This window comes from Pseudomonas arabinosi (assembly GCF_047758675.1).
Classification (GTDB): Bacteria; Pseudomonadota; Gammaproteobacteria; order Pseudomonadales; family Pseudomonadaceae; genus Aquipseudomonas; species Aquipseudomonas arabinosi.
In genome coordinates this window covers 738422-762131 of sequence record NZ_CP180480.1, presented here as the reverse complement: position 1 = coordinate 762131, position 23710 = coordinate 738422, and the positions used below count along the sequence as shown (strand labels likewise).

Here is a 23710-nt window from a genome sequence, read left to right as displayed (position 1 = left end):
TGGATCAGTCTTCCAGCAGCTCTTCAGCCTGACCCAGGATGTTTTCCAGGGTGAAGCCGAACTCTTCGAACAAGGCAGGCGCGGGCGCCGACTCGCCGTAGGTGGTCATGCCGATCACGCGGCCTTCCAGGCCCACGTACTTGTACCAGTAGTCCGCGTGGGCGGCTTCGATGGCGATACGGGCGCTGACCTGCAACGGCAGAACCTCTTGCTTGTAGCCAGCGTCCTGAGCATCGAACACGCTGGTGCAAGGCATCGAAACAACACGTACTTTGCGACCTTGTTCGGTCAGCTTGTCGTAAGCCTGAACCGCCAGGCCGACTTCCGAACCGGTAGAGATCAGGATCAGCTCAGGCTCGCCGTCGCAGTCCTTCAACACGTAACCGCCACGGGCGATGTCGGCGATCTGGAACGCATTGCGGGTTTGGTGCTGCAGGTTCTGACGCGAGAAGATCAGCGCCGAAGGGCCGTCCTTGCGTTCCAGAGCCAGTTTCCAGCACACCGCCGATTCAACGGCATCGGCTGGGCGCCAGGTGTCGAGGTTCGGCGTGCTGCGCAAGCTGGTCAGTTGCTCGATCGGCTGGTGAGTCGGGCCGTCTTCGCCCAGACCGATGGAGTCGTGGGTGTAGACGAACACCACACGCTGCTTCATCAGCGAGGCCATGCGCACGGCGTTGCGGGCGTATTCCATGAACATCAGGAAGGTCGCGCCGTAAGGCACCAGACCGCCGTGCAGGGTCACGCCGTTCATGATCGCGCTCATGCCGAACTCGCGAACGCCGTAGTACATGTAGTTGCCGCTGGCGTCTTCAGCCGTAACACCTTTGCAACCTTTCCACAGGGTCAGGTTGGAACCGGCCAGGTCAGCGGAGCCGCCCAGCAGTTCAGGCAGCAGCGGGCCGTAGGCATTCAATGCGTTCTGGCTGGCTTTACGGCTGGCGATGGTTTCGCCTTTGGCAGCGACTTCAGCAATATAAGCCGAGGCTTTTTCAGCGAAGTCTTCCGGCAGTTCGCCGCTCAGACGACGAATCAGCTCGTTGGCCAACTCAGGGAAGGCAGCAGAGTAGGCAGCGAAACGCTGATCCCATTCGGCTTCGGCCGCGCGACCGGTTTCCTTGGCGTCCCACTCGGCATAGATGTCGGCCGGGATTTCGAACGGACCGTGGTTCCATTTCAGCGCAGCACGGGTCAGAGCGATTTCCGCGTCACCCAGTGGGGCGCCGTGGCAGTCTTCCTTGCCTTGCTTGTTCGGCGAACCGAAACCGATAGTGGTCTTGCAGCAGATCAGGGTTGGCTGATCGCTTTTGCGCGCAGTTTCGATCGCGATCTTGATCTCTTCAGGATCGTGACCGTCGACGTTGCGGATCACCAGCCAGTTATAGGCTTCGAAACGCTTGGGCGTGTCGTCGGTGAACCAGCCTTCGACTTCGCCGTCGATGGAGATGCCGTTGTCATCGTAGAAGGCGATCAGTTTGCTCAGGCCCAAAGTACCGGCCAGGGAGCCGACCTCGTGGGAAATGCCTTCCATCATGCAGCCATCACCCAGGAACACGTAGGTGTGGTGGTCGACAACGTTGTGGCCCGGACGGTTGAACTGCGCCGCCAGGACTTTTTCTGCCAGGGCAAAACCAACGGCGTTGGCCAGGCCTTGGCCCAGTGGGCCGGTGGTGGTTTCAACGCCCGGGGTGTAGCCAAATTCCGGGTGACCCGGAGTGCGGCTGTGCAGCTGGCGGAAGTTCTTCAGGTCATCGATTGACAGGTCATAGCCGGTCAGGTGCAGCAGCGAGTAGATCAACATCGAGCCGTGACCGTTGGACAGCACGAAGCGGTCTCGGTCGGCGAACGATGGATTGCTCGGGTTGTGCTTCAGGTAGTCACGCCAAAGTACTTCGGCGATATCCGCCATACCCATAGGGGCACCGGGATGGCCGCTGTTGGCTTTTTGCACGGCATCCATGCTGAGGGCACGAATGGCGTTGGCACGCTCACGACGGCTGGGCATCGCTGTTCTCCTGCGGATATTGAATCGAGAGTGAATAAAACGAAACGGAAAAAAGGCGAGCATTTTCCCTCACCCACCCGCCTCGGGGCAATGACAGATAGTCATCTGAAGGCGTTTTTCCGGTGGATAAAGTCGCATTCGCCTGATGAAACCTTTCCGCTGACGATTTGTAGAGTGACCCTTTTCCCGAGAAGTGCCATCTATCGAGCAATATCAAAACTTTTTGATATTGCTCTTGCGGTGTTTTCAGACCGTCACTAGACTGCTGGCCTTATGAATTTACGTGTGCCTTCCATTCGACATGACGATTGCGATGAGCTGGCGGCCCTGTGCAAGGCCGGCGGCGATCCTCTGCGGCTGAATGTATTGCGCGCGCTGGCCAACGACTCGTTTGGCGTACTGGAGCTGGCGCAGATCTTTGGCATCGGCCAGTCCGGCATGAGCCATCACCTCAAGGTATTGGCCCAGGCCGAGCTGGTGGCGACGCGCCGTGAAGGCAACGCGATTTTCTACCGTCGCGCCCTGCCCCACACCGACCTGCTGGGCGGCAAGCTGCATACCGCGCTACTGGAAGAAGTGGACAACCTGACCCTGCCTGCCGAGGTGCAGTCGCGGATCGCTCAAGTCCATGGACAACGAGCGGCGGCCAGCCAGGACTTTTTCTCACGGGTTGCGGAGAAGTTTCGCGCCCAGCAAGACTTGATCGCCGGTCTGCCGCAATACCGCGAAAGCGTGGTGGCATTGCTCGACAAGCTGAGTTTCAGCGAAGGCGCCACGGCCATCGAAGTCGGCCCCGGAGATGGCGCATTTTTGCCGGAACTGGCGCGCCGCTTCACCCAGGTCACGGCGCTGGACAACAGCCCGGCGATGCTCGAACTGGCGCGCCAGGTTTGCGAACGAGAAACGCTGGCTAACGTCAGCCTGCAATTGGCCGATGCATTGAACGGCGTCCGCCTCAAGGCTGACTGCGTTGTACTGAACATGGTGCTGCACCATTTCGCCGCGCCGGCCGAAGCTCTCAAGCACATGGCCGACTTGCTGCAACCGGGCGGTAGCCTGCTCGTGACAGAGTTATGTAGCCACAACCAGAGTTGGGCCAGGGAGGCCTGCGGTGATCTTTGGTTGGGGTTTGAACAGGACGATTTGGCCCGTTGGGCCACCGCTGCGGGACTCGTTCCCGGGGAAAGCCTCTATGTAGGCTTACGTAATGGTTTCCAGATCCAGGTCCGCCATTTTCAGCGACCGGCTGGCGACACTCACCATCGGTAAATTCAGGAAAAAATCGAGATGAGCGAATACTCCCTCTTCACCTCCGAGTCCGTGTCCGAAGGGCATCCGGACAAAATCGCCGACCAGATTTCCGATGCGGTGCTGGACGCCATCATTGCTGAAGATAAATTCGCCCGTGTAGCGGTCGAGACCCTGGTAAAAACCGGCGTGGCAATCATCGCAGGTGAAGTCACCACGTCGGCCTGGGTCGACCTGGAAGAGATCGTGCGTAACGTGATTCTCGACATCGGCTACAACAGCTCCGATGTCGGCTTCGACGGCGCCACTTGCGGCGTGATGAACATCATCGGCAAGCAGTCCCCTGATATCAACCAGGGTGTCGACCGTGCCAAGCCTGAAGATCAGGGCGCCGGCGACCAGGGCCTGATGTTCGGCTACGCCAGCAACGAAACCGACGTGCTGATGCCAGCACCGATCACCTTCTCGCACCAGCTGGTTCAGCGTCAGGCCGAAGCCCGTAAATCCGGCCTGCTGCCTTGGCTGCGCCCGGACGCCAAGTCGCAAGTGACTTGCCGTTACGAAGGCGGCAAGGTTGTCGGTATCGACGCCGTTGTACTGTCGACCCAGCACAACCCTGACGTGTCCTACAAAGACCTGCGCGAAGGCGTGATGGAGCTGATCGTCAAGCACGTACTGCCTGCCGAGCTGCTGTCCAAAGACACCCAGTTCCACATCAACCCGACTGGCCAGTTCATCATCGGTGGCCCGGTAGGCGACTGCGGCCTGACCGGTCGCAAGATCATCGTTGACAGCTACGGCGGCATGGCCCGCCACGGCGGCGGCGCGTTCTCCGGCAAGGATCCATCGAAGGTTGACCGTTCGGCCGCCTACGCCGGTCGTTACGTCGCCAAGAACATCGTGGCAGCCGGCCTGGCCGAGCGTTGCGAGATTCAGGTTTCCTACGCGATCGGTGTTGCTCAGCCGACGTCGATCTCGTTGAACACCTTCGGCACCGGCAAGATCAGCGACGACAAAATCGTCAAACTGGTTCGCGAAGTGTTCGACCTGCGTCCATACGCAATCACCACCATGCTCGACCTGCTGCACCCGATGTACCAGGAAACCGCTGCGTACGGCCACTTCGGTCGCACCCCGGCAACCAAGACTGTGGGCGAAGACACTTTCACCACCTTCACCTGGGAAAAGACCGACCGCGCCGATTCCTTGCGCGCTGCTGCCGGCCTGTAAGACTTCCCCGGCGGTACCAAAAGCCCTGCACGGTTCGCCGTGTGGGGCTTTTTATTGCGCGAAAATCAAAAGATCGCAGCCTCGTTCCACTCGACAGCTCCTACAGAGATTTGTGTAGGAGCTGTCGAGTGGAACGAGGCTGCGATCTCTTGATCTTCCTGCCTCTCGAAACACACCGAAAAACATCCTCGCTACCGACGCCCGAAAGCTGACTAGCCTTGAAAGCATTCTCCCTGAGCAAGGACGCTCACGATGTTTCTGCGCCTGTTTTTCTGTTTTTTCCTGACCTTTCTTTGCCTGAGTTCAAACGCTGCCGAGTGCCCCGACTGGCCACCCGCACGCGCTCTGGACGAAATCACGTCACTGCAGAAACAAATCGACCTCTGGGACGACAGCTATCACCGGGGCGGCCGTTCATTGGTCGCCGATGAACTCTATGATCAGTCCCGTGCGCGATTGACCGAATGGCGCACTTGTTTCGACCTGGACCCATCCGCGGAGCCGCTACGTACCGCCGGCGGCACGATGCCTCATCCCATCGCCCACACGGGCCTGGGAAAACTGCGCGATGGTCGCGCCGTCGAAGCCTGGCTAAAAGGACGGAGCGATGTCTGGATTCAACCCAAGATCGACGGCGTGGCGGTGACGCTGATCTACCGCAAAGGCCTGCTGACTCAGGCAATCAGCCGCGGTGACGGAGTAAATGGCCAGGACTGGACGGCTTCGGCACGCCAGATAGCCGCCATCCCCCAACAATTGCCAGAGCCACTGGACCTGCTGCTGCAAGGTGAACTCTATTGGCGCCTGACCGACCACGTACAGGCCCGTGCCGGCAGCCTCAATGCACGCGCCACAGTGGCCGGCTTGATGGCCCGCAAAAATTTGAGCACTGAGCAAGCCGCCGGGATCGGCCTGTTTGTCTGGGACTGGCCCCAAGGCCCGGCCAGTTTGCCCGCCCGCATCGCAGTCCTCGATGAATTGGGTTTCCCGAGCACCGCAGCTTACAGTCACTCGATCAAGGTATTTGCCGACGCAGAACGCTGGCGCGATCACTGGTATCGCTCGCCCCTGCCTTTCACCAGTGACGGCATCGTCCTGCGCCAGGATCAGCGCCCACCCGCCGAGCGCTGGCAGGCTAAACCGCCTTACTGGAGCGTCGCCTGGAAATACCCTTTTGCCCAGGCCTTGGCCGAGGTGCGTAAGGTCCATTTCAAGATTGGACGGACCGGACGAATCACCCCGGTGCTGGAACTGACACCGGTAATGCTTGATGACCGGCAGATCAAGCGCGTCAGTGTGAGCTCGCTGCAACGCTGGGAAGCACTTGATATCCGGCCCGGAGATCAGGTCGCCATCAGCCTGGCAGGCCTGACCATTCCCAGGCTTGACGGGGTCATGCTGCGCAGCACCCAACGCGCTGAATTGAGCGTACCGCTGGCGGAAGACTTTCATCATTTGAGTTGCTGGCAGCCGACACCGGGGTGCGAAAGCCAATTCCTCGCCCGACTGACCTGGCTCAGCGGCAAGCAGGGACTGGCCTTGCCGCATGTCGGTCCTGGCACTTGGGAGAAACTTTTCGAAACAGGCCGCCTGAATGGCCTGCTGGATTGGTTGACCCTCGATGCTCAAGAGCTTGCTAACATCGACGGCTTCGGCGAACGCAGCAGCGCTCGGCTATTGGACAGTCTCAACAGTGCCCGACAACGCCCTTTCGCTCGCTGGCTCAAAGCCCTGGGTTTACCGCCGACCGGCCAGGCACGGCTTGCCGATTCATGGCAGGAACTGGCACAACGAAATATCGAACAATGGCAGGCAGAAACCGGCATCGGCCCGGGACGCGCAGCGCAATTGAGCGCATTTTTTCGCGACCCGCAGGTCCTGGCCTTGAGTGAAACATTACGTGTTGCAGGGATTGACGGTTTTTAGCGGCCGGCGATGCCCGCCAACCCGGGAACCCAATGGTGCCGCCGGGCTCAAACACCCCATCGTCACATCGACCCGATTACCTTTTCACATGGAGCCTTTATGAAACTTCTTTCACCGCTCGCCCTGTTGACCCTTTGCAGCGTGCTGGCCGCTCCACTGATGGCCGCCGAAGAAGCTCCGGGCCTGACCGGCTGCGCCGCAAAGAAGCAGGGCATCATCAATCAGATTGAACTGGCCAAGTCTCACGGTAACGCCGATCAGCAGGCAGGCCTTGAAACGGCCCTGAGCGAAGTCACTGCTCATTGCACCGATGCTTCCCTGAAGAAAGAACGGGAGAACAAGGTGCTCGACGCCAAGCATGAAGTCAGCAAGCGTCAGGCTGATCTGGACAAGGCCATGAAGAAAGGCGACGCCGAGAAGATCAACAAGCGCAAAGACAAACTCGCCGAGTCCCGCAAGGAATTGCAAAACGCACTTGATGAGCTGGATAAGTAAGGATCAGTTCAGGACTGATCGTTCCCACGCTCTGCGTGGGAACGATCGATCAGCTCAGGAATCAATGATCCCGGAACTCTTTATGGCAGGCACTGCAGGCATCTTCGACTTTCTGCACCGCGGGCCCAAGGTTACTGACCTTGTAAGGCTGGACCTTGCTGGCAATCACCAATTCACCGGTGGCGGCTTCAAGGGTGCGGGCCATGTTCTGGAAGTGTTCCTGCTTCTGCCAGACATCGCTCTTGGCGCTGGTGTGATCTTCTTCGCGCACCTGCGGAAAATGTTTCCAGGGCTCACGGGACAACGCATCGAGCTTCACGGCACCGTCAGCGAATTTCGGACCGTCAAACGGGATGCGACCTCGCAACATGCCGCCCAGGTCTTCGCCGGTCTTGAGCATTTGCTTGAAGATTGCCTTGCGCTGGCCCAGCGGCGAGTTGGGGTCGACACCACCGCAGGCGGACAACGTCAGGCAGGCCAGCAATACAACAGAAAGTCTTTTAAGAGTCATGGTGGCTTCAGGTCACGGGAAACGGCGGCCAGTATCCTCGCGTCATCGGCAAAGACCAATAGCCCTATTATCAATACGGGTTGTTTGAGCGCATGGAGCACTCAGGCAACCGACAAAGGAATTACTCCATGAACAGCCGTTTCAAGGCATGGCGTCACAACCTCGCCTGGACCCTTCCGATGGTAGCCGTGCTTGCGGGCTGCACCGGTGGCGACAACAACAACACACCGAAAACCCACGCCCTGGCGACCTACTCCAGCGCCACATGGGAAGCGCTTCCGACGGTGTCCGACAACGACCTGGTCGCCGGCTTCGGTTCGTGGCGCAGCGCCTGCACCCGACTCAAAGCCGACCCGGTGTGGGGCTCGACGTGTGCGGCTGCCGCCAACGTGCCGCAAACCGCCAGCGACATTCGTGGCTTCCTCAAGCAGAACCTCGACGTCTACGGGTTGCGCGCCGCCAATGACAATCCCAACGGCTTGATCACCGGCTATTACGAGCCGGTCTACCCCGGCAGCCTGACCCAGACCGAAGTGGCAAACATCCCGGTGTACGGTGTGCCCGAGGACATGATCATCGTCTCGCTGGACAGCATCTACCCGGAACTCAAAGGCAAACGCCTGCGCGGACGACTCGAAGGTCGCGTGCTCAAGCCTTACGACGATGCGGCCGCGATTGAAACCAAAGGGGTCAAGGCACCGGTTGTTGCCTGGCTGACCGATCCGATGAACCTGCAATTCCTGCAAATCCAGGGTTCAGGTCGTATCCAGCTCGATGATGGCCGCCAGTTGCGCATTGCGTATGCCGACCAGAACGGTCACCCGTATCGACCGATCGGCCGCTGGCTGGTGGACCAGGGTGAGCTGAAAAAAGAAGAAGTAACCATGGGCGCCATCAGCAATTGGGCCAAGGCCAATCCGACGCGCATTCCGGAACTGCTGGGCAGCAACCCCAGCTACGTATTCTTCACCCGCAACCCGGACAGCAACGAAGGACCTCGCGGCTCGTTGAACGTACCGCTGACCGCCGGCTATAGCGCGGCGGTGGATCGCAAAGTGATTCCGCTGGGCAGCCTGTTGTGGTTATCGACCACTAAACCGGACGGTACCGCACTGGTACGCCCGGTTGCAGCTCAGGATACCGGCGGCGCAATTGCCGGCGAAGTCCGTGCAGACCTGTTCTGGGGCACAGGCGAGGCGGCCGGGCAATTGGCTGGTGACATGAAACAGCAGGGGCAAATCTGGATGCTCTGGCCTAAAGGCGCGGCCCTGCCTCAAGTGCCGCAAGTGACCGACAAGCTTTAAAGTCAAAAGATCGCTGGCTTAGCCAGCGATCTTTTGAGCTTGCTCTTACACAGAAACCACAAAAAAACTGACGATCAACCCCAGCCCCACCAACCACACCAACGACCGCAAAATCGCCCAGTCCGCCAAGTAGCAAATGATGTACAGCAGCCGACTGGTGATGAACAACACCGCCAGCACATTGATCGTCACCAGTTCGGCATTGCCGGCCAGGTGCGCAACGATCACCGCCGCAGCGAACGCGGGAATCACTTCAAGACTGTTCAGATGCGCCGCATACGCGCGTCGGCCAAAACCATTCAGTGACTCGAGAAAGTCACGAGGGTCATGGTTGTCTTTCGGCCTGAACCCGCCACTGACCCTGGCGATACTCGTGCAGATATAGGGCAGGAAAATCGCGATCAAAATGCACCACAGAGCAACCGTCATAACGCAATCCCTTCTTCAAGTTTCAAGAGTCGAGTTCCAGTCAAAACTTCATCACCAGTATGCCGATCAGCACCAGCCCACAGGCTAAGAGTCGCGGCCTGCCGAAAGGTTCTTTCAGGTAACGCATGCCGAACAGCACCACCAGAATCACGCTGATCTCGCGCAATGCCGCCGCTTCGGCAATCGAGCCCAGCTGCATGGCCCACAGCACCAGAGCGTAGCTGAACAACACGCAAAACCCGACCGCCAACCCCAGTCGCCATTGTTCACGCCAGAACAACATGAAGGCCGGTCGCTTACGCACCAGCGCCAGTAACGGGAACGGCCAGGCGCTGAGCAACGTGACCCACACCAGGTAATCCAGCGGATGCGACCAGCGCCGCAACGCCTGGCCATCGATGTAGGTGTAGCAGCCGATACACAGGCCGATCAACGCCACCACCGGCAGCATCGACCACGGCAATCGCGCACCGCCGCCGCCCTGCCAGAGCAGGCACAGCATGCCGAACGGGATCAGCAGAATCCCGAAGATCTGCTGGTTCGTCAGCACCTCCCCGGCAAAGATCAGCGTCAGTGCCAGCACCACCAGCGGTGACAAGCCACGCATCAGCGGATAAACCAGCCCGAGATCACCGACCCTATAGGCCTGGATCAGCAAATAGCGATAGAGCAATTCAAACGCCGCCGACGCCAGAATCCACGGCCAGATGTCCAGGGGTGGCAACGCCACGAACGGCAGCATCAGCGCGACAAACAGCATTGCAACGCTGTCCATACAGGCCACCACCAGCAGCCGCTCCGCACTGAATTTGATCAGGGTATTCCACGCCGCGTGCAACAGCGCCGCGACTAACACCAATACTGTTGCAAGCACGGCACACTCCTTTATTTATTTTTGTTCCCTGCGGGAAGCACCCAGATAATTGATTCGCCATATGTCAGCAGCTGTTTATACTGCAAGCGACCACGCCGCACTCAGTTGCGCACAGACTAATTCCAATAAATTTTTGCCACCGCCCGCTCTCCCCAAGAACGGGCGTCGGCATGCGTATGCCTGATCAGAGCGTCAAGACTACCGACAGAGACCTTGCGCATGCCACTCGCCTTGCTTGCCCTCGCTGTTGCCGCGTTCGGCATCGGCACCACTGAATTCGTCATCATGGGCTTGCTGCCCGACGTTGCCCGCGACCTCGCCGTGAGTATTCCTCATGCGGGTCTGCTGATCACCGGCTACGCCCTGGGCGTGGTGTTCGGTGCACCGATCCTCGCAGTCGGCACCGCCAACATGCCGCGCAAAGCCACGCTGCTGGGCATGACGTTGATGTTCATCCTCGGCAACATTCTTTGCGCATTGGCGCCGAACTACGCCACGCTGATGGCCGCACGAGTGGTCACTGCGCTCTGCCATGGTGCGTTCTTCGGCATCGGCTCGGTGGTTGCCGCTGGACTGGTTGCACCAAACAAACGCGCCCAAGCGATTGCGATGATGTTCACCGGCCTGACGCTAGCCAATGTGCTGGGCGTGCCTTTGGGCACCGCGCTCGGGCAATACGCCGGCTGGCGCTCGACGTTCTGGGCAGTGTCGGTGATCGGCGTGATTGCTGCGATTGCGCAGTGGGTCTGGTTGCCGAAGGATATCGCCATGGACAAGGCCAACCTCGCCAGCGAGTTCAAAGTGCTGGGCAAGGTCAACGTGTTGCTGGCGCTGGGCATGAGTGTGCTGGCGTCGACCAGCCTGTTCAGCGTGTTCACTTACATTGCCCCCATCCTGCAAGACATCACCGGTGTCAGCCCGCATGGAATCACCATCATGCTGCTGCTGTTCGGGGTCGGCCTGACCGCGGGCAGCATGCTCGGCGGCCGCCTGGCTGACAGTCGATTGTTGCCGTCGCTGGTGGGTATGGCGTTGGCCGTGCTGGTTGTGCTCGCCGCGTTCACACAGACCAGTCACTCGGTGATCCCGGCAGCGATCACGCTGGTGTTGTGGGGCATCTTCGCGTTTGCCCTGTGTCCGATTTTGCAATTGCTGATCATTGACCAGGCGCATGAGGCACCGAATCTGGGTTCAACGTTGAACCAGAGCGCGTTCAACCTCGGCAACGCAGCCGGTGCGTGGATTGGTGGACTGGTCGTCGCCAGTGGAGCAGATCTGGCGGACTTGCCGTGGACCGGCGCGCTGGTCAGCGGCTTGACGGTGCTGACGGCGCTTTTCTACATCTATCTGCAACGTCGCGGTGTTGCTGCGGTCAATGTGTCCAGCTGAAAGATTGCATCGTGGCTGAAACCGATCGCGAGCAGGCTCGCTCCCACAGTTGATCTTCAGTGAATACAAAATTTGTAAACGACTGAGGTCCAGTGTGGGAGCGGGCTTGCTCGCGAAGAAGCTGACGCGGTGCACCTGCCCAAACCTATTCTCCAACTCCCATCCAAGGACCCCGGATGCTTGAACTTGTCGCTGCGTTTATCTGCCTCACCACGCTCCTCACCTACGTGAACTTCCGCTTCATCGGCCTGCCCCCGACCATCGGCGTCATGGTCACCGCGCTGATGTTTTCCCTGCTGCTGCAAGGCTTGAGTTTCATCGGCTACCCCGGTCTCGAAGAACGCGTGCAACAGCTGATCGGCCAGATCGACTTCGGCGACCTGCTGATGAACTGGATGCTGTCCTTCCTGCTGTTTGCCGGCGCCCTGCACGTCAACCTGAATGACCTGCGCAGCCATCGCTGGCCCATCGGTTTGCTGGCGACTTTCGGGGTGTTGATCGCCACCGCCGTGATCGGCAGCCTCGCCTACTACATTTTTGCCCTGTTCGGCTGGCACGTGAGCTTCCTCTATTGCCTGCTGTTCGGCGCGCTGATTTCCCCCACCGACCCGATTGCGGTGCTCGGTGTGCTGCGGACCGCCAACGCATCCAAGCCCCTGAAAACCACCATCGTCGGCGAGTCGCTGTTCAACGATGGCACCGCTGTGGTGGTGTTCACCGTGCTGCTCGGCATCGCGCAACTCGGCGACACCCCGACCGTCGGCGCCACGGCCATGCTGTTCGCCCATGAGGCGATTGGCGGTGTGCTGTTTGGTGGGCTGATCGGATACCTGGTGTACCTGATGATCAAGAGCATCGAACAACACCAGATCGAGGTGATGCTGACCCTGGCACTGGTGATCGGCGGCTCGGCCATGGCCGCGGAACTGCACGTCTCCGCGCCGATCGCGATGGTGGTCGCCGGCCTGATCATCGGCAATCTGGGCCGCAATCTGGCGATGAACTGACAAAAAAATGCGAATGGCAAAATGTGGGAATTGCTCGATGACATGCTCAATGCGCTGCTATTCGCCCTGATCGGCATGGAGTTGTTGCTGCTGCCGTTCAACTGGTTGCACGTGCTGGCGGCGAGTTTGCTGGCGCTGGCGATTCTGCTCTCGCGCCTGCTGACGGTGGCGCCGGCCATCGTACTTCTTCGGCGCTGGCGCACAGTGCCGCGCGGGACGATCCGGATTTTGACCTGGGGTGGTTTGCGCGGCGGTGTTTCGGTGGCTCTGGCCCTGGCCTTGCCGCTGGGTCCGGAGCGTGACTTGCTGCTGAGCATCACCTACATCGTGGTGCTGTCGTCGATCCTGTTGCAGGGTTTGAGCATTGGCAAACTGGTCAAGCACGTGACCAAGGATGAGCCTGCGCCAGCGGCACAGGCCGAGCATCACTGATTATTTTTTGGTCTTCTGCGGGTCGGGCTCCGGGCCTTGATCCGTAGACTTCTTCGGCGGGCCGCTCTCGCTGCGAATTTGCGCATGGCTGATCAGCGCAAAGATGAAGCTGCCACCGATGATGTTCCCCGCCAGCGTCGGCCCGGCGAACACCAGCCAGAAATCCTTCCACGGCAACTCGCCGGCAAACACCAGGTACGAGACCTCCGCCGAACCGACCACGATATGGGTGAAATCCCCCAGCGCCATGAGGTAGGTGATAAGGATGATGATCCACATCTTCGCGCTCTCCATGGACGGAATCATCCAGACCATGGTGGCGATCATCCAGCCTGACACAATGCCCTTGGCGAACATCTGACTGGCGCTGTTCTCCATGATCTTGCGACCGATATCGAGGAAAGCCAGATCGGTCTTGCTGTCGAAAATCGGCAGATTCAGCATCACGTATGCCACCAGCAACGTGCCGCAGAGGTTGCCCACCAGCACCACCGACCACAGGCGCAGCAACCGGCCGAAATTGTTCAGTGTGGGTTTGGTCATGATCGGCAGCACCGCCGTCAGGGTGTTCTCGGTGAACAATTGCTGACGGGCGAGGATCACCGCGAGAAAGCCTGCGCAGTAACCGAAACTGGCGATCACCTTGAAGCCTTCGCCGTCCGGCAGACGGGAATTGAGCAGCCCCATCGCCATCAGAGACAGCCCCATGGTCAGGCCGGCGGCCAGCGCCGACCACCACAAGGCGGCGACACTGCGCTCGAGTTCCTGATCGCCCTGGGTGCGGATGATTTCGTGCAGCACCGCCGCTCGAGGCGGCTGGCTCTTGTCGACGTCGTGCTGTTCTTCAGGCGAGAGGTTCGGGGTCTTGCCGTCTTTTTGCGTGTCCATAAAGCTCCGGAACCTGTGGTGTGTCATGTAGGTACGACACGCAGGGTTCGGCGCTGTTCACTTCCCTCATCAGAAACCGAGGTGAGCCCATCGCGAGCAAGCTTTGCTCCTACGGGGCGTCGTCATCCTTGAACTGGTCTTTGACGTACGTGATCTCGGTCCGGCCGTGCGGCGCAGGCAAGCCGTCTTCGCCCAGATTGACGAAGACAATCTTCTCCACCGTCAGGATGCTTTTGCGGGTGATCTTGTTACGCACTTCGCACTTCAGGGTGATGGAGGTGCGACCGAACTCGGTGGCGGTGATGCCCAGTTCGATGATGTCGCCCTGGCGCGAGGCGCTGACGAAGTTGATCTCGGAAATGTACTTGGTGACCACACGCTGATTGCCCAATTGGACGATGGCGTAGATCGCCGCTTCTTCGTCGAGCCAGCGCAACAGGCTGCCGCCGAACAGCGTGCCGTTGGGGTTGAGGTCTTCGGGTTTTACCCATTTGCGGGTGTGGAAATTCATATTCACTCCTGAGCGTCTTGCCGAATGATGGTGGCCATCATGGCAGAGCCCGACCTAGAGCTCTATCAAGCATCGACTATGGCCTCGATTACCGTTCAGACATTGACCAACAGAAACGCTTTGGAAGTATCGCTCACACGGCTATAATCGCCACCGTTTCAAAACGGTAACGTTCCATTGATACCGTTTTCCCGCCACCTGTCCGAGGGGCGCTGCAGCAGGTTCGACCTGTCAGGCTCGGATGGGGCGTTGCTTGACCGTTATCGGTCAGACACTAAACGCACAACGGCGCCCATTCGCATACATTACGAATGGAGGCTCATCATGAGCGCTGTTATCACGCCTGCAGATTTTAACGATTACAAAGTTGCCGACATGTCCCTGGCTGCCTGGGGCCGTCGCGAAACCATCATCGCCGAATCCGAAATGCCAGCCCTGATGGGTCTTCGTCGCAAGTACGCCGGTGAGCAGCCGCTCAAAGGCGCGAAGATCCTCGGCTGCATCCACATGACCATTCAGACTGCCGTGCTGATCGAAACCCTGGTTGCCCTGGGTGCCGAAGTACGCTGGTCGTCCTGCAACATTTTCTCGACTCAGGACCAGGCCGCTGCCGCTATCGCCGCTGCCGGCATCCCGGTTTTCGCCTGGAAAGGCGAAACTGAAGAAGAGTACGAGTGGTGCCTGGAGCAAACCATCCTCAAAGATGGCGCGCCTTGGGATGCCAACATGATCCTCGACGACGGCGGCGACCTGACCGAGCTGCTGCACAAGAAATACCCGGCGATCCTGGACCGCGTCCACGGCGTCACCGAAGAAACCACCACGGGCGTTCACCGCCTGCTGGACATGCTGGCCAAGGGCGAGCTGAAAATCCCGGCCATCAACGTCAACGACTCGGTGACCAAGAGCAAGAACGACAACAAGTACGGCTGCCGTCACAGCCTGAACGATGCGATCAAGCGCGGTACCGACCACCTGCTGTCCGGCAAGCAAGCGCTGGTCATCGGTTACGGTGACGTGGGCAAGGGTTCGGCCCAGTCCCTGCGTCAGGAAGGCATGATCGTTAAAGTCTCCGAAGTCGACCCGATCTGCGCCATGCAGGCCTGCATGGACGGTTACGAGCTGGTTTCGCCGTTCATCGACGGTATCAACAACGGTACTGAAGCAAGCATCGACAAAGCGCTGCTGGGCAAGATCGACCTGATCGTGACCACCACCGGTAACGTCAACGTTTGCGACGCAAACATGCTCAAAGCCCTGAAGAAGCGCGCTGTTGTCTGCAACATCGGCCACTTCGACAACGAAATCGACACGGCTTTCATGCGCAAGAACTGGGCATGGGAAGAAGTGAAGCCACAGGTTCACAAGATCCACCGTACCGGCCCTGGCGCATTCGACGCTCAGAACGACGACTACCTGATCCTGCTGGCCGAAGGCCGTCTGGTTAACCTGGGTAATGCCACCGGTCACCCAAGCCGCATCATGGACGGTTCGTTCGCCAACCAGGTTCTGGCTCAGATCTTCCTGTTCGGCCAAAAGTACGCCGACCTGTCGCCAGCCCAGAAAGCCGAGCGCCTGACCGTTGAAGTACTGCCGAAGAAACTCGACGAAGAAGTGGCCCTGGAAATGGTCCGCGGTTTCGGCGGCGTTGTGACTCAACTGACCAAGACCCAGGCCGACTACATCGGCGTGACCGTTGAAGGTCCGTTCAAGCCGCACGCTTACCGCTACTGATTGGACCCGGCGGGCTTTGCGCCCGCCGATCCTGACCAGGCGGACCGGCCATCACCGGCCCGCCTTTTGCGATTGCAAAGGGTATTCCCATGTCCCAAGAACGTCGCTACAGCTTCGAGTTCTTCCCTACGAAGACCGACGCTGGGCATGAAAAACTGATCGCCACTGCCCGTCATCTGGCGACCTACAACCCTGACTTCTTCTCCTGCACCTACGGCGCCGGTGGTTCGACCCGTGATCGCACCCTCAACACCGTGTTGCAGCTCGAAAGCGAAGTCAAAGTCCCTGCCGCACCGCATTTGTCCTGCGTTGGCGACAGCAAGGACGACTTGCGCGGCCTGCTGACCCAATACAAGGCGGCCGGCATCACCCGTATTGTTGCCCTGCGCGGTGACCTGCCTTCCGGCATGGGCATGGCCAGTGGTGAAATGCGCCACGCCAATGACCTGGTTGAATTCATTCGTGAAGAAACCGGCGATCATTTCCACATCGAAGTCGCCGCCTACCCGGAAATGCATCCGCAAGCGCGCAATTTCGAAGACGATCTGAACAACTTCGTGCGCAAGGCCAACGCTGGCGCCAACAGTGCGATCACCCAGTACTTCTTCAACGCCGACAGCTACTTCTACTTCGTCGAGCGTGTACGGGCGATGGGCGTGAACATCCCGATCGTTCCGGGGATCATGCCGATCACCAACTACAGCAAGCTGGCGCGCTTCTCGGATGCCTGCGGTGCGGAAATCCCGCGCTGGATCCGCAAGCAGCTGGAAGCCTACGGCGACGACACCCAAAGCATTCAAGGCTTTGGTGAGCAAGTCATCACCGAGATGTGCGAACGCCTGCTGCAGGGTGGCGCTCCAGGGCTGCACTTTTACACGCTGAACCAGGCCGAACCGAGCCTGGCGGTGTGGAACAACCTGAAGTTGCCGCGCTAATAGTCGTTACCAGTAAGATCAAAAGATCGCAGCCTGCGGCAGCTCCTACATTTGGGCGTGTTTAATCCCTGTAGGAGCTGCCGCAGGCTGCGATCTTTTGCTATTAACGCCCTTTTTTTGTGCAGCAACACACTGAGTTAGAGCTTCTGGATCCCGCTTCTGGCTCTTTCCGGTTTCTCGTCGTAATCTCAAGCCATGCCTTTGATCGCGCAGTTACTGACCCTGTTTCTTTTTACTTGCCTGAGCTTCGCCGCTCGGGGCGAGAAGCTGCGCATTGTCACCGAACCCTGGGCGCCGTACGTGTATGAGGAAAACGGCAAATCCCTGGGACTGGACTACGAAACCACCGCCATCGTCTTCAAACGCCTGGGCATCGAAGTGGAATGGCAGTTCCTGCCATGGAAACGCTGCCTGTCGATGCTCGAAACAGGCCAGGCAGACGGCGCGCTGGACATCTTCCACAGCGATGAGCGCGACGCCACCCTGCTCTACCCCGGCGAGCCACTCTCGGAAGTGGAGTTCGTGATGTTCTACGCCAATGAGCGGCCCCACCCTTTTCACACCCTGGCCGACCTGAAAGGGCTGACCATCGGCACTTCCCCGGGCTATCTGTACAGCCAGGACTTCAGCGAATCGACCCTGTTCACTCGCGAGCCGGCGCCGACCCATGAAGCCAACTTCGGCAAACTGGTGCGCGGGCGGATCGACCTGCTGATCACCGATCGCAGGGTCGGTCAGCACTTGCTCGACGAATTGGGCATCCGCGACAAGATTACCGAGAACCCAACCGTCATCAGCCACCAGAGCCAGTTTCTGGCAGTGCGCCGCAACGCCGGCATGGACTTGTTGGTGCAGCGCTTCGGCGCCGAACTCAAACGCTTCAAGCGCGAGCCTGCGTACGCTGAATTGAGCGCCCGTTATGGCGCCGAACCGGCGGCCGAGGTCAAAGCCACCAGAGCCACCGCCACCAGCGGAAAAACCGTTGAGCAGCAGGAAAGCGGCGCGCAGTGATTGCTCTGTTATACTCCGGCCTTCCCGCCAGGCTCACGCCCGGACGCTCGGACTTGTTCAAGGCATCTCGACCCCGCTACAGCGCAGCTTTTCAGCCCGCGCGAGCACTCCAGATGAGCCTTCTTGACCCAGCAGGACCGGACGGGATTGCGTTCCTCTTAAACGCCATTCGCGCCAGGCAAGACTCCCATTGGGCCAAGCCCTAACTAAAACAGGATTACTCATGTCCTTTGCTTCCCTCGGTCTCTCCGAGGCTTTAGTCCGCGCCATCGAGGCAGCGGGCTATACCGAGCCTACTCCGGTGCAACAGCGGGCCATTCCCGCCGTGTTGCAAGGTCGCGACCTGATGGTCGCGGCTCAGACAGGTACTGGCAAAACCGGCGGCTTCGCCCTTCCGATTCTGGAGCGGTTGTTCCCCAACGGTCACCCGGACAAATCCCAGCGTCACGGCCCGCGCCAACCGCGCGTACTGGTCCTGACCCCTACCCGCGAACTCGCGGCTCAAGTACACGAGAGCTTCAAGGTCTATGCCCGTGACCTGAAGTTCGTCAGCGCCTGCATATTCGGCGGCGTCGGCATGAACCCACAGGTTCAGGCCATGTCCCGCGGTGTTGACGTGCTGGTGGCCTGCCCCGGCCGCCTGCTCGACCTCGCTGGTCAAGGCAGCGTCGATTTGTCCCACGTGGAAATCCTCGTGCTGGACGAAGCCGACCGCATGCTCGACATGGGCTTCGTCCATGACGTGAAAAAGGTCCTCGCCCGTCTGCCGAGCAAACGCCAGAACCTGCTGTTCTCGGCGACTTTCTCCAAAGACATCACCGACCTCGCCGGCAAGCTGCTGCACAACCCGGAACGCATCGAAGTCACGCCGCCGAACACCACGGTCGAGCGTATCGAACAGCGCGTATTCCGTCTGCCAGCCAACCACAAGCGTTCGCTGCTGGCGCACTTGATCACCGCAGGCGCCTGGGAACAGGTGCTGGTGTTCACCCGCACCAAGCACGGCGCCAACCGCCTGGCCGAGTACCTGGACAAACACGGCCTCAGCGCCGTCGCGATCCACGGTAACAAGAGCCAGAACGCTCGCACCAAAGCCCTGGCCGACTTCAAGGCTGGCGAAGTGCGCATCCTGGTCGCCACCGACATCGCCGCTCGCGGCCTCGATATCGACCAACTGCCACACGTGGTCAACTTCGAACTGCCGAACGTCGACGAAGACTACGTTCACCGTATCGGCCGTACTGGCCGTGCCGGTCGTTCGGGCGAGGCGATCTCGCTGGTCGCTCCGGACGAAGAAAAGCTGCTGAAAAGCATCGAGCGCATGACCAAGCAGAAGATTGCCGACGGCAACCTGATGGGCTTCGATTCCAGCGCTGTAGAAGCCGAGAAGCCTGAAGTCCGCGAGCGTCCGGATGTGCGTAACCCGCGCAACCCACGTGGCCCGCGCGGCGACGGTCCGAACGGCACCGGCGGTGGCGGCGGTCGTAAAGACAAAGGCAAGGACAAGGGCGGCAAGGAAAAACCTGCAGCCACTGGCCGCGGTGATCGCCCGGCGCGTGAACACAAGCCACGCGAAGGCACTCCGGCTCGCGAGCAACAGCGTCCGGCGCCACGCGCTGCTGCTGCAGACCGTGCTCCGGACGAGTTCCTGGACGACGATATCGATAATTTCGGTAACCGCGTCGACTACGTCCCTCAAGCCAAACCGGCTCAAGGTCGTGGCCGCCGTCCGGGTGCTCCGGCACAAGGCACGACAGCTGGCGCAGGTACTCCCCGCACCGGCGGCGCCAAGCCTCAGGGTCGTCAAAGCGGCCCACGCAGCAGCGATGGCGCTACCACCGGCACTCCGCCGGCCAAGCGCAGCGGCCCACGCAATGGCGCTCCACGTGACGGCCAGGCCCGTCGCGAAGAGTCCCGCAACCGGCGCCCGGCTCGTACCGACGACCAGCCGCGTTCGGAACCGGCCGTGCAAAACCCGCGCGGCCCGGCACCGAAGATCATTCACAAGGAGTCGAAAACCGATCGTTTCCCGACTCCTGAGCAACTTGATCAACTGCCAGGCCGTCCGCGCGGCGAGAAACCAGCGTTGCTGACCCGCAATCGCTGATTTAACGCAGTAACAAAAAATGCCCCTGATCGCGAGATCAGGGGCATTTTTGTTTTCCGGAATAGGTACAAATCCTCAACTGACCAAAGAACCCCTGTGGGAGCGAGCTTGCTCGCGATGGGGGTTTAACATTCAACATCTCCACTAACTGATCTACCGCTATCGCGAGCAAGCTCGCTCCCACAGTAGATTTGCGGTGGCCACGCAGATTATGCCAGGCAATAAAAAACGCCCCCGATCGTGAGACCGGGGGCGCTTTTGTATAGCGGCGAAAATTACTTCGCTTTCACACCTTCAAACGAAACATACAGCTCGACCGCGTCGGACTGTGGGCCCAGGTCTTTCTGCTTGCCGAAATCGGAACGCTTGATGCTGGTGGTGCCTTCGAAGCCGGCACGGTAGCCGCCCCATGGATCCTTGCCTTCACCCAGGAAGGTAGCCTTGACCACAACCGGCTTGGTCACGCCAAGGATAGTCAGGTCGCCGGTCACGTCGGCAGTGTCTTTGCCAGCGGCGTTTTTGCCGGTGGATTTGACACTGGTGGAGACGAACTTGGCTTTAGACCCGTTCAGGAAGTCTTTGCTGGCGATGTGCTTGTCGCGCTCGGCATGGTTGGTGAACACGCTGGCGGTGTTTACGTTGAACTCGATCTTGCTGTCTTCAGGCTTGGCAGCGTCGAAGCTGAACTTGCCGTCGATGTCCTTGAAGGTACCGGTGATGAAGCTGTAGCCCAAGTGGCTGATCTTGAAGTCAACGAAGGCGTGCTGGCCTTCCTTGTCGACAACGTAGTCAGCCGCCATCACGTTGGCGGACAGCAGGGCAGAACCGATTGCCAGAGCGGCGAGAGTCTTTTTCAACATGCTTTCTATTCCTTTGGAGTCGAGGTTGAACTTCAAGCTTTGCGGCCCAGCATTCGCGTCAGGGTCGCATCACGATCGATAAAATGGTGCTTCAGTGCTGCCAACGCATGGAGACCGGAAAAAATTACCAGTGCCCACGCCAGATACAGATGAATCACACCGGCGGTGTCTGCCTGATCCGGTAGCCCGGAAACCAGTGCAGGAACTTCAAACAGGCCAAACACCGGAATCCCGACACCGTCTGCGGTGGAAATCAGGTAACCGGCAATCATCACAGCGAACAGACTGAGATACAGGAACGAGTGCCCGAACTTGGCGCCAATGCGCGTCATGCGGTTGTAGCTTTCCAGTACTGGCGGCGGCGGGCTGATGAAACGCCACAGCACCCGTAGAACCATGACGGCTAACAACACCAGGCCAATGCTCTTGTGCAAGTCGGGCGCGTCTTTGCGCCAGGTGCTGTAGTAGTCGAGACCGACCATCCACAAGCCCAACGCAAACAGACCGAAGACCGCCAGCGCCACGCCCCAGTGCATGAAGATGCTGACCCAACCGTAGCGCGAAGAAGAATTACGTAGCTGCATTGCTCAAATCCTGTGAGAACTGCGAACAAGACTATCGAGTTATCTATCGAGTTAAAGCGGAAAATTTCGCTTTGAAATATCGAGAAATACGATCAAGAGTCTGAAATAGGTGAGTTAAGGAAAGATTAAAGACCCATGTGTAAGTAAAAATGAAGTCCAACTAAAGAACACCTGCGCCCCGGGATTTATTCGATTCTTGATATTGGTTCTCTTCGGGCATAAAAAAACGCGGCATTTCTGCCGCGTTTTTTTAATCCCAAAGCTTACTGCGCTTTGGTATCCGTCGCCGGAGTCGCAGCGGGCTTGGCCGCTACTTTCTTCGCCGGTTCAGCCTTCTTCGCCGGGGCCTTTTTAGCCTCGGCTTTGGCCGCAGGTTTTTTCGCCGCTGCTTTGGCCGGGGCTTTTTTGGCCGGCTCTGCTTTGGCTGGCACGACTGGTTTCGGCGCTTCGACCGGAGCTGGCGCCGGCGCAGGTGTTGGAGCCGGTGCCGGAGCAACCGGAGCCACTGGCTCTGGCGCCTTGACCGGTGCCGGTTTGTCGTCAGAACCACCGAACAGGTTGGTGAAGAAGTTACCTTTCTTCGCCGCCACCGCGCCGGCCGCCGCAACGGTCGCTGCCGGAACAACCTTCGCCGGTTCAAACGACTTGCCGGCCGCCAGGTCTTCTACCTGACTGGCTGCCCGCTGACCGGTGCGCAATGCGCCTTCCAGCGTGCCCGGGTACAAGGTGTCGGTGTGTTCGCCGGCAAAGGCTACACGCTGAATCGGACGCTCCCACAGACGCCAGTACTTGCTGATCTGGCCAGGGCCGAAGGCCAGGTAAGCGCCGCCCATCGATGGGTCGTTGCTGTAACGGCGGATCTCATAACCGGTGAACGAACCACGTGCCTGTGGATAAAAGGCGTGCAGACGGATCAGTACCTGATCGGCGATCTGCTTGTCGCCGAAGGCCTGCATCACGCGCGCGTTGTCGCCGGACAGGTTGATCACCACATTGGCGCCGCCCTTCAGCGCCGGCTCAACCCACAACATGCCCAGACCGGTGTTGCTGTAGATCTCGCCGGTCATCCGCGCCTTGCTTTCCCACACTGGCGTCTTGAACTTCAGCATGATCTGGTCGCGCCAACCGTAGTTGGTGCCCTTGATCGCGCCCATGTGCTGGGCATCCAGCGACGGAGTCATCTGAATCTTGTTCAGGGCGCGCAATGGCACGGCCACAACGACGTAATCAGCTTGGTAGCCAACGCTGCCGACTTTGACGGTCACGCCGTCCTTGTCCTGGGTGATCGCCGAGACCGGGGAACTGGTCTTGATGGTTTTCAGTTGTTTGACGAAGGCCTGAGCCAACACCGGGCTACCGCCGAGCAGACGTGAAGCGCGCAGGTCACGGTCGGCAACGCCTCGGTAAACGCGGCTTTGCTGTGCGAAGTACAGCAGCGACAGGCGCGATGGTTCGTCATAACGGGTACGAATCTGCTGATTCACCAACTGACGTGCCGTGGCCGGCAGATTCAGACGGTCGAGCCAGTTGGCCACGTTGATCTGGTCCAGGGCGAACAGTGTGCTGTTGGCCGCCGGGTTCTGCGGGTCTTCGATCGAGCGCGCCAGATCGTCCAGGGTCTTTTCGTAGCGTTTAAGCGCGTCGCTGGTGGCCGGTTGCTTGGTGGCCAGATCGGCGGCGGTGAAATACTCACCGTCAATCAGGTAGCCCGGGGTCCGCACGAACTCTGGGGCCGGCGTGGTGCTCAGCTTGAACGTCGATACGTACTTGTTCAGAACCGGTTGGGTCTTGTCGTTGCCGATCCACTCACTGGTGGCCATGCCGGAGCGACCGCCCATGCTCGATTTGGCTTCCAGCAGGGTAACCTGCCAGCCTTTGCTTTGCAGTTCGTAAGCCGCGGTGAGGCCAGACAGCCCTCCGCCGATCACGATCGCCGTTTTATCCTTGGCCAGCGCAGACACGCTGAACAGCCCCAACATCACCAGCGCACAGGCGCGCAGCCAACCAGCAGACATTCAGCGAACTCCGGAAATACACGTAGGAAAAAGCGGTTTTGCGAGTCAGACGACTCAAAGAACCGCGAAGAATACGTCAGCCATCAAAAGGCCGCCAGCGACGTCTATCCACCTATACAAAGTAGCTCAATCGACACAATGGGTTGTCCCCACGTCACGCATTGCATAGGCTTGCGCGATTGTTTGCCCGCGCACGTCGCGAGCCGCCTCGAGGAGAC

19 protein-coding genes, 1 pseudogene and 1 riboswitch are annotated in these 23710 nt (G+C 59.5%); of the genes and pseudogenes, 11 read left to right on the top strand and 9 right to left on the bottom strand.

The features are described from left to right. Nucleotides 1-4: 4 nt before the first annotated feature. Entirely contained in the window at nt 5-2002 is a 1998-nt protein-coding gene (gene tkt, locus ACMXYJ_RS03500) for a transketolase (protein ID WP_415758792.1), read from the bottom strand. Between the two features lie 273 nt (nt 2003-2275). On the opposite strand from tkt, the gene ACMXYJ_RS03495 reads away from it, so the two are divergent. The 4 genes from ACMXYJ_RS03495 to ACMXYJ_RS03480 all read left to right on the top strand — a co-directional run bounded on the left by ACMXYJ_RS03495 (nt 2276) and on the right by ACMXYJ_RS03480 (nt 6901). Beyond that, nucleotides 2276-3271 (top strand): ArsR/SmtB family transcription factor, encoded by a 996-nt coding sequence (locus ACMXYJ_RS03495; RefSeq protein WP_415758791.1) that lies wholly within the window; start codon nt 2276-2278, stop codon nt 3269-3271. 18 nt (nt 3272-3289) lie between these two features. Then, nucleotides 3290-4480 carry a methionine adenosyltransferase gene (gene metK / locus ACMXYJ_RS03490; RefSeq protein ID WP_046045269.1) on the top strand — a complete coding sequence of 397 codons (1191 nt, stop codon included), beginning with the start codon at nt 3290-3292 and terminating at the stop codon, nt 4478-4480. A gap of 252 nt (nt 4481-4732) precedes the next feature. Next, the gene (ligB, locus tag ACMXYJ_RS03485) at nt 4733-6406 is read left to right on the top strand and encodes an NAD-dependent DNA ligase LigB (RefSeq protein WP_415758790.1); all 1674 of its coding nucleotides are present in this window, start codon (nt 4733-4735) and stop codon (nt 6404-6406) included. Between the two features lie 99 nt (nt 6407-6505). Further along, nucleotides 6506-6901 (top strand): DUF1090 domain-containing protein, encoded by a 396-nt coding sequence (locus tag ACMXYJ_RS03480; protein WP_150658410.1) that lies wholly within the window; start codon nt 6506-6508, stop codon nt 6899-6901. Between the two features lie 61 nt (nt 6902-6962). Here ACMXYJ_RS03480 and ACMXYJ_RS03475 read toward each other — a convergent pair whose 3' ends face one another. After that, nucleotides 6963-7412, bottom strand: coding sequence for a c-type cytochrome (locus ACMXYJ_RS03475; RefSeq protein WP_415758789.1), 450 nt, complete (start codon nt 7410-7412; stop codon nt 6963-6965). 128 nt (nt 7413-7540) lie between these two features. On the opposite strand from ACMXYJ_RS03475, the gene mltA reads away from it, so the two are divergent. Further along, nucleotides 7541-8716: a murein transglycosylase A gene (gene mltA, locus ACMXYJ_RS03470; protein WP_415758788.1), complete on the top strand. Its 1176-nt coding sequence runs from the start codon at nt 7541-7543 to the stop codon at nt 8714-8716. Between the two features lie 45 nt (nt 8717-8761). Here mltA and ACMXYJ_RS03465 read toward each other — a convergent pair whose 3' ends face one another. Both ACMXYJ_RS03465 and ACMXYJ_RS03460 read right to left on the bottom strand, forming a co-directional pair. Next, entirely contained in the window at nt 8762-9145 is a 384-nt protein-coding gene (locus ACMXYJ_RS03465; RefSeq protein ID WP_415758787.1) for an MAPEG family protein, read from the bottom strand. A gap of 40 nt (nt 9146-9185) precedes the next feature. Further along, on the bottom strand, nt 9186-10019 hold the full coding sequence (locus ACMXYJ_RS03460) for an EamA family transporter (RefSeq protein WP_415758786.1): 834 nt from the start codon (nt 10017-10019) through the stop codon (nt 9186-9188). Between the two features lie 219 nt (nt 10020-10238). On the opposite strand from ACMXYJ_RS03460, the gene ACMXYJ_RS03455 reads away from it, so the two are divergent. Further along, nucleotides 10239-11408: an MFS transporter gene (locus ACMXYJ_RS03455; protein ID WP_415758785.1), complete on the top strand. Its 1170-nt coding sequence runs from the start codon at nt 10239-10241 to the stop codon at nt 11406-11408. A gap of 176 nt (nt 11409-11584) precedes the next feature. Next, nucleotides 11585-12847 (top strand): annotated as a pseudogene (locus ACMXYJ_RS03450) (cation:proton antiporter). On the opposite strand, the gene ACMXYJ_RS03445 reads toward ACMXYJ_RS03450, so the two are convergent. Both ACMXYJ_RS03445 and ACMXYJ_RS03440 read right to left on the bottom strand, forming a co-directional pair. After that, a complete protein-coding gene (locus ACMXYJ_RS03445; RefSeq protein WP_415758784.1) occupies nt 12848-13735 on the bottom strand; it encodes a formate/nitrite transporter family protein in 888 nt (295 codons plus the stop codon). Between the two features lie 109 nt (nt 13736-13844). Continuing rightward, entirely contained in the window at nt 13845-14246 is a 402-nt protein-coding gene (locus tag ACMXYJ_RS03440; RefSeq protein ID WP_415758783.1) for an acyl-CoA thioesterase, read from the bottom strand. Between the two features lie 198 nt (nt 14247-14444). Then, nucleotides 14445-14547: riboswitch (S-adenosyl-L-homocysteine riboswitch) on the top strand. Between the two features lie 23 nt (nt 14548-14570). Here ACMXYJ_RS03440 and ahcY point away from each other — a divergent pair. The 4 genes from ahcY to ACMXYJ_RS03420 all read left to right on the top strand — a co-directional run bounded on the left by ahcY (nt 14571) and on the right by ACMXYJ_RS03420 (nt 20033). Beyond that, the gene (gene ahcY, locus ACMXYJ_RS03435) at nt 14571-15980 is read left to right on the top strand and encodes an adenosylhomocysteinase (RefSeq protein WP_046045260.1); all 1410 of its coding nucleotides are present in this window, start codon (nt 14571-14573) and stop codon (nt 15978-15980) included. An 89-nt stretch (nt 15981-16069) separates the two neighbouring features. Continuing rightward, nucleotides 16070-16915 (top strand): methylenetetrahydrofolate reductase [NAD(P)H], encoded by an 846-nt coding sequence (metF, locus tag ACMXYJ_RS03430; protein WP_415758782.1) that lies wholly within the window; start codon nt 16070-16072, stop codon nt 16913-16915. Between the two features lie 195 nt (nt 16916-17110). Further along, the gene (locus ACMXYJ_RS03425; RefSeq protein ID WP_415758781.1) at nt 17111-17926 is read left to right on the top strand and encodes a substrate-binding periplasmic protein; all 816 of its coding nucleotides are present in this window, start codon (nt 17111-17113) and stop codon (nt 17924-17926) included. A 223-nt stretch (nt 17927-18149) separates the two neighbouring features. Beyond that, a complete protein-coding gene (locus ACMXYJ_RS03420) occupies nt 18150-20033 on the top strand; it encodes a DEAD/DEAH box helicase (protein ID WP_415758780.1) in 1884 nt (627 codons plus the stop codon). 275 nt (nt 20034-20308) lie between these two features. Here ACMXYJ_RS03420 and ACMXYJ_RS03415 read toward each other — a convergent pair whose 3' ends face one another. From ACMXYJ_RS03415 to ACMXYJ_RS03405, 3 genes are all read right to left on the bottom strand, one after another. Continuing rightward, the gene (locus ACMXYJ_RS03415; protein ID WP_415758779.1) at nt 20309-20893 is read right to left on the bottom strand and encodes a YceI family protein; all 585 of its coding nucleotides are present in this window, start codon (nt 20891-20893) and stop codon (nt 20309-20311) included. Nucleotides 20894-20925: 32 nt separating this feature from the next. After that, a complete protein-coding gene (locus ACMXYJ_RS03410; protein ID WP_415758778.1) occupies nt 20926-21477 on the bottom strand; it encodes a cytochrome b in 552 nt (183 codons plus the stop codon). Nucleotides 21478-21740: 263 nt separating this feature from the next. After that, on the bottom strand, nt 21741-23492 hold the full coding sequence (locus tag ACMXYJ_RS03405) for a flavin monoamine oxidase family protein (RefSeq protein WP_415758777.1): 1752 nt from the start codon (nt 23490-23492) through the stop codon (nt 21741-21743). Nucleotides 23493-23710: the final 218 nt, after the last annotated feature.